This is a genomic window from Bacilli bacterium (assembly GCA_036381315.1).
Lineage (GTDB): Bacteria > Bacillota > Bacilli > Paenibacillales > KCTC-25726 > DASVDB01.
The window spans coordinates 21,141-27,801 of record DASVDB010000031.1; the positions used below are offsets into that span (position 1 = coordinate 21,141).

7 protein-coding genes are annotated in these 6,661 nt (G+C 51.1%); 2 read left to right on the top strand and 5 right to left on the bottom strand.

Annotated features, from left to right (window positions below; translation table 11 throughout):
* Positions 1-11: 11 nt before the first annotated feature.
* The 4 genes from VF260_02455 to VF260_02470 all read right to left on the bottom strand — a co-directional run bounded on the left by VF260_02455 (position 12) and on the right by VF260_02470 (position 4,435).
* Positions 12-1,253 (bottom strand): adenosylhomocysteinase, encoded by a 1,242-nt coding sequence (locus tag VF260_02455; protein HEX7056047.1) that lies wholly within the window; start codon positions 1,251-1,253, stop codon positions 12-14.
* 41 nt (positions 1,254-1,294) lie between these two features.
* Entirely contained in the window at positions 1,295-2,938 is a 1,644-nt protein-coding gene (bshC, locus tag VF260_02460) for a bacillithiol biosynthesis cysteine-adding enzyme BshC (protein ID HEX7056048.1), read from the bottom strand.
* Between the two features lie 41 nt (positions 2,939-2,979).
* The gene (locus VF260_02465; GenBank protein ID HEX7056049.1) at positions 2,980-3,378 is read right to left on the bottom strand and encodes a DUF3397 domain-containing protein; all 399 of its coding nucleotides are present in this window, start codon (positions 3,376-3,378) and stop codon (positions 2,980-2,982) included.
* A gap of 412 nt (positions 3,379-3,790) precedes the next feature.
* On the bottom strand, positions 3,791-4,435 hold the full coding sequence (locus tag VF260_02470; protein HEX7056050.1) for an RsfA family transcriptional regulator: 645 nt from the start codon (positions 4,433-4,435) through the stop codon (positions 3,791-3,793).
* Between the two features lie 293 nt (positions 4,436-4,728).
* Between VF260_02470 and VF260_02475 the strand changes: the two genes are divergently transcribed.
* Positions 4,729-4,965 carry a DUF2626 family protein gene (locus VF260_02475; protein HEX7056051.1) on the top strand — a complete coding sequence of 79 codons (237 nt, stop codon included), beginning with the start codon at positions 4,729-4,731 and terminating at the stop codon, positions 4,963-4,965.
* Positions 4,966-5,016: 51 nt separating this feature from the next.
* Here the strand turns inward: VF260_02475 and VF260_02480 are convergent, their stop codons facing one another.
* Positions 5,017-6,135, bottom strand: a complete 1,119-nt coding sequence (locus VF260_02480) for an SAM-dependent methyltransferase (GenBank protein HEX7056052.1) — start codon at positions 6,133-6,135, stop codon at positions 5,017-5,019.
* A gap of 124 nt (positions 6,136-6,259) precedes the next feature.
* On the opposite strand from VF260_02480, the gene VF260_02485 reads away from it, so the two are divergent.
* Positions 6,260-6,661 (top strand): hypothetical protein (locus tag VF260_02485; GenBank protein ID HEX7056053.1); only part of this gene is annotated, 402 nt, incomplete at its 3' end.

A 6,661-nucleotide genomic window follows, 5' to 3' on the forward strand; every position in this document is an offset into this window, starting at 1 on the left:
TGATCACATCTTTAGTGCGGCTGCCAACTTTCCAAATACGTTTTTTGCTCCAACGTAAGCCGGTCGATGGCAATCCCGAGCGACTCCAGTTTATATCGCGCCACCGTTTCATCCAATTCATACGGCATGTTCAATACGCGCCCGCCGATCTTTTCATAATGCTCGTTCACGTATTGCAAAGCCATTGCCTGAAGCGCGAAGGTCATATCCATAATTTCCGCCGGATGACCGTCTCCCGCCGCCAGGTTCACAAGGCGTCCTTCCGCCAAAAGATACAGCTTGCGCCCGTCCGCCAATTCGTATTCCTCGATATTTCTGCGCACGGTTCGAATGGAAACTGCTTGCGCGGCCAATTCCGGCTTGTTCACTTCCACATCGAAATGGCCGGCATTGCACATGATCGCGCCGCCTTTCATGACCCGGAAATGCTCGCCGCGGATGACGTCGCGATTGCCTGTCACAGTGACGAAAATATCGCCGATCTTGGCGGCTTCCGCCATCGACATGACGCGAAATCCGTCCATATAAGCCTCAACGGCTTTAATCGCGTCCACTTCCGTTACGACCACATTCGCGCCAAGCCCTTTTGCCCGCATGGCCACGCCTTTTCCGCACCAGCCGTAGCCGACGACAACGACTGTTTTTCCGGCGACAACCAGATTGGTTGTGCGATTGATGCCGTCCCAAACCGATTGCCCGGTGCCGTAGCGGTTATCGAACAAATATTTGCAATAGGCGTCGTTAACGGCGATCATCGGAAATTGCAGTTCGCCCGCTTTATCCATCGCTTTCAGGCGCAAGATGCCCGTGGTCGTTTCTTCCGCGCCGCCTCTAACTTGCGCGAGCAAATCGCGCCTTTCCGAATGCAGCGTGGAGACGAGGTCGCCCCCGTCGTCGATAATCAGGTCCGGCTTCGTTTCCAACGTCCGCAACAAATGATTTTTATATTCGTCGGGCGTCGGGTTGTACCTGGCGAAAACGGTAATTCCGTCTTCCACGAGCGCCGCGCAAATGTCATCCTGCGTCGACAGCGGATTGCTGCCGGTTATCGCGACTTCAGCCCCGCCCGCTTGGACCACTTTTGCCAAATATGCCGTCTTCGCTTCCAAATGCAAGGAAATCGCAACTTTCAATCCTTTGAACGGCTGTTCTTTTTCGAATCGCGCGCGAATGCGGTTCAAAACCGGCATGTGCGCCTTTGCCCATGCGATTTTCAGATGTCCATCGGGGGCAAGCGAAATGTCTTTGATCATGCTGTTGGTTGCCTTTGTCGCCAACGTCATCCCCTCCTACGTTACAAATAGACGATTTTATGGCGGCCGTTTGCTTGCAACGGCAACCGGACCAATTCGTCGATAAACCCGCTGCCATAGCGATTCAAATAAGCAAAACAATTATATACTCTTTCCTGCGGCTTTTCCATCGGATGGATGGTCAATTTGATTCTTTCCAATTGGCGAAGCGCGGCTTCATGCTGGGAGGACAACGCCGTCGCGGCCTTGTGATGCAAAAAGTCGATTTGTTCGAGTATTTTTTGCAAATTTGTCTCGCCCAAGGCGCCGATACCGGGATTGATCGCGCTTAATTCCGCCAGCAGCGGGCGGTACATTCGCGAAAATTCCGCTTTGGCGAAAGAAAACTTTTCCTTAAGCCGAAACTCGTCATGCGCCGCAAGCCATTCCCGCTTTTTCTCGGAAAACCGGTAAAGGACGTCCGCAAACGATAGCGCGTATTTTTGCATTTGCTTGCGGACCGTTCCTTCCACCAATGTGAGCGAAATCCGCGGAACGATAATCGGCTGCACCATCCCCAATACGCGAAAGGCTTCGCCGGTTTGCCCCCAATAGGCGATTTCTCCCGGACCGAGCACCGTCGCCAGTACCGGAAACAAATATTCCTGCATCAACGGGCGGGTAAGCACATTATTGCTAAGCCGCTCGGGCGCGGTTTCGGCGATTCGCAAGAGCTCTTCCTCCGGCATCGTAAGCGCGCCTTTTTTATCGGTTAAAAGCCCGCCTTCCGCAAACAGGAGCGTGCGTTCATGCTTATGCTGCACAAACAGATTGACGCCATTTTCGCTCACATGCGCTTGCGGCGCGTAGCCGCTTTCGGCGTTGGCCCGTGAAGCGCGCAAATACGCGTCGTTCAGTTCGCGATAGCGCTTTATGAGATGCACAAAAAAAGGACTTTCCAGTTTGCGGATGCGAATATCGTCGGAGTCGAACAGAACAAGTCCGTATTGGCCGAACAGCCATGCCATGATGCGCGCAAACGATTCGGCAAGCGTATCCGCCTCGCGGCAAATCCCGGCGACTTTGGCGAGCAGCTCGCGCTTGAATTCCGTATCCGCGAGCGACCGTTCCAGCCCCTTGTACGCTTCTTCCCATTCCGCGCGCGAGATGCGCCGTTTGCTGACGGATATTCGTTTGCCGTTTGCATCCTCGGGGTTGCCGATCGTCAATTTTTCCACTTGCAATTCTTTATTCAAGTAATGAATATGGTTTACTTCCGCAAAATCATGGTCTTCGCCGGCAATCCAAAATACCGGGACGACCGGGCGGTTGAACCGCTTGCGCAAGTCGTCGGCAAGCCGAATGAGCGTGATCGCTTTATGGATCACATACAACGGCCCGGTAAACAGCCCGGCTTGTTGGCCGCCGACAACCGCCAGCGTGCCGGGATTCGCCAGGCTTTTCGCTTGCGCATGCGCTTCCGGAGAATTGCCGATCATTTCGTTGTAGTCGGCAAGCGCGTCGGCCAGTTGCTGTTTATCAACATGCGGCGCCGCGGATTGCGAAAGCCAGCGCACGCGGTCTGTCCAAGCAGCCTCTTGCAGAAAGTGATGCGCAAAAATGGAAGCCGCTCGCGGCGATTGATTGATATAATCGTCGGTCATCGTTTGCCCGCTGGGAAGATTCATTTCTTCAACGTTTAGCACTTAAGACGCCCCTTATCATGCGAAAATGACTACGATGAAATTTACACCGCCGCAATATGTTGGATTATGGAAACGACTGACAAGAGCAAATAACAAAAACTAAGGAAAAGAAAGCCGAAACGCCAAACGGCGCGAAAAATTTTTTTGTAATCAATCATCCCAACATTGCGGTTTTGCAAGCTGCCCAAAAGCCCGGCGCCGATTACGAACGCCAAAACCAAAAGCCAAATGCCGTTCAGGCTCGTATGCACAACTTTATCATACAACGCGGATACCGATCCGACCAGCAAAAAGGTCGTAACATCCGCGGCGTAACCGAACGCTTTTTTTCGGTCGGGCAGCAAAACTCCGAGTACGATGAAAATAATGACAAATGGCAGAAACGGGACGACCGCCAGTATCGCGTACAAATGTGCGATCCACTGCCAAATAACAGTCATTGTTCAGGCAACAACTCCTTCAATCGATTCAATTTATTATAACATAGAAAAATTTTCAAGCCGAATAGGGAAATTTGCCTGCGGCATGATTCCGTTGAACGCTACCGGTAACCAGGTGAATTGGCGCGCTCCGGCCGTATGCGGGAAAATCTCCCGTTATTTTCGGCAACTTTACGCAAAAATGAAATTATGCAGGAAAACCTCCCGCATAATTTTCCGAAAACCGCCAATGGCTGAAAAACGGCGAATTTATACGGGAGTTTTTCCAGCATAAGATCTGATAAACGGTATTTCCATCATTTATACCGGAGGATTTCCCGCATGCATATGATTGATGTTCGGGCTGACCGTTAGCGGTGCGCAAACGAAAACAAGACCCTGCGCGGGTCTTGGCGTTTGTTCAGATATGTGTTTACTCGATTCGTTCCAAATTGCCGTTGGCATCCATTTTAAACCGCGGTTTGTGCTCGTCTTCTTCCTCTGTCAAAAAGGCGAGCTTCCGCGCACGATCCATGATCTTGATCAGCGCTTTGTAGTCATCGTTGACGACGCGGTAATCGGACGACACTTCATTTACCTGTTTCGATAAATTTTCATTTTCTGTGCGCAGCCTTTGCAATTCTTCGTCTTTTTCTTTCAACTCTTTTTCCAATTGCCTGATTTGTTTCGTATACTCTTGATGGCTGGCGCGAAATTGCCGCAAAAAACGAATGACGGCGTCGATCGACAGCGTCTCTTCCGATACAAGCTCCGTTCTTGCACCGGAGGAGTCCGCCGAGGCGGAAATCATGGCAGACTGCTGCAAATCTCCCGATTTCTTCTTTTGCCGGCCCAGCTTTTGCCGCTGCGATTTGGCGATCTGAATGGCCGGATCATATTTTTTGCGGACGCAACTGTTCCACCGAAATCCGCATGCCGCGGCCGTTCTGCCTATCCGTTCGCCCACTTCCTCAAACGCCTTCAACTGGGTGCTCCCCTCGCGAATATGGCGAAGCGTCACCTCGGCCAAAATCAGATCGTCATCCGATGTCCAAGCATCTTGCCTGATAGTTGCCATACTACAATTTTACCTCCTAACAAACATGCGCGGTTTTTACGCTCGAACAAAACCTGTATTAAATTCTATGCTCATGATAGAATTCATAGAATCTATTTCTTATACTAATTTGTATTGCCAATTTTCCCCGCGCCCATACATAATTTGTGGCGAAAAAGAGAAAAACTATGGCAACATAAATTTTTCAAAAATTGTTCTACATTTTACGCAAACGAACGTTTACACCGGCAACGGCAAACGATATAATAATCGTTAGGTGTTTGATGCAGACGCAAGGAAGGGGGATCGTCGATATGGGAATTAACGGCAGAATGTTTCGCGTACTAGGCTTTTTCACACTTTCGATCGCTCTTATGGCGCTCGCCGGCAAGTTCAACCAAATGGCCCTGCTGTACTTTTTCCAGACTGCGGTTTTTGTGTTGATGGGGTACATGAATTTATCGGAGAAAACCTATGTGTTGACCTTCTGGGGCTATATGATCGTCGCCTTCAGCGGGCTTACATATTGGTCATTCTTCCAGCTGCACTGATAAACAGTCGCAATGTGCAAAAAGCAAACGGGGCGGCGTACAAGCCACCCCTTATTTTTTCTGGAATTCCAGCACCTTGAACAACTCGCTCATCTGCTCCGACAACAGCAACTGCCGAATCGCCCTGTTGCGGCGCACGGCCGGATGGAACGGATCGCTTTCCGCATGGTCCGCCAACTTGTGCAAAATGCCGTTTTCAAGCAGAAACTGCTTTTGCGTTTGCCATCGCCATTCCTGAAAACCGGCCTTTTTTCCCTCCGCAATGAGCGGCGTAAAGTTGACATGCGCCGTTATGTCCTGCTCGCCCACATATTCGTAAGGATTGTCCGCAGCCAAATGGTTGCGGTAACACATCAGTGTCCCTTTCATCCGGTGAGGCGCGAAAAGTTCCGCCATCAGATCGCCGTAATCAATCGTGATCAGCGCGCCCGATTCGATCGCGCCGCCCATACGGCCAATCCACTCCACCGCCGCGAGATTGACTTCCGCATATTGCCCCGGCGCCAATCGGACGGCATACTCCGCCAGATGGCGTTGCAGCGCTTTATCGTCAAGCGGAAGCGCAACTTCGCGAAACGCGCCCGCCCGTTCATCCCAGGTTACAAACAGCTCAAGGATGCCATCGACACTGCCCTGAACGCGATGCACCGGAAACGCATCGATAAGTTCATTGGCGAAGACGAACACGTCCGAATGCGGCGCATTCGCAAACCAGGCTTCGGCGGTTTGCCAGTCGACCCGTTCGCGATGGTTTGCCAGCAGTTCCTTTTGCTGCGAAATCTGGTTCGGGCTTGTTTCGACGATCGTATATCGCATGCGTTCATAAATTCCGGGATAAGTGTTTTGCAAATGCCGCAAAATGTGATAAGCCATCCGTCCCGTTCCCGCGCCCCATTCCGCAATGGCGGCGTCATGCCGCCAAGCACCGGTCATACGGACAAATTTTTCGGCAATGATTTCGCCCATGATCGAACCGATATTGGCGCTCGTGTAAAAATCCCCGTCGCGGCCTATTCTTTTTCGCTCCGTCATATAATATCCATACTTCGGGTGATAGAGGCACAAATCCATGAAGTCGCGAAAGGAAATGGCGCGCTGCGGGGAAGCCGCAATGGCGTCCATGATCACCTGCGCAAGCTCACGATTTCCAAGCCGTTCATTCGCGGCCAATGCGTTTGCCCCCCTTCATCCGCTATTTTTTTACACCCGCAATTTGTATTCGTTTCTTAAAGACAAAGCCGGCCCAAACCGTTATAATGGTTAAGAAAAATAGAAACAAGGAGACTTCCCGCCGATGAAAAAGCTTATCGCAATCTGTACAATCATGGCGCTGATCGCGGCAATGTCCGCCGGCTGTGTCAATGGCAAAAAGTTGAAAGAACAAGCGCTCGCCGCATTATCGCAGCAAACGAAAATAAACAACTATAGCTTCAGCGGTCAAGCGAAAATCAAGGTGAATACAACAGCCAACGCGCAAACACCCTTGTTGAGCGGCTTAATGGCAATGCTTACCGACGGGACGGTTCTCTGGAAAGGCGTATCCGCGACAAACCCTGTCCGGTTTGAAGCGACCTTCACACTGCAGCCGGCGGGATTGGCGCAATCGCTGCAAATTCCGCTGCTTATCAAGGATAACAAAATGTATGCGCATTTGCCAAACATCAATTCCGAAGGAGAATTTTTCGCCATCAATTTA

Coding starts and splice junctions, on each gene's coding strand:
- VF260_02455 (HEX7056047.1), bottom strand. CDS start 1,253: ATGATCAAAGACATTTCGCTTGCCCCCGATGGACATCTGAAAATCGCA.
- VF260_02465 (HEX7056049.1), bottom strand. CDS start 3,378: ATGACTGTTATTTGGCAGTGGATCGCACATTTGTACGCGATACTGGCG.
- VF260_02470 (HEX7056050.1), bottom strand. CDS start 4,435: ATGGCAACTATCAGGCAAGATGCTTGGACATCGGATGACGATCTGATT.
- VF260_02475 (HEX7056051.1), top strand. CDS start 4,729: ATGGGAATTAACGGCAGAATGTTTCGCGTACTAGGCTTTTTCACACTT.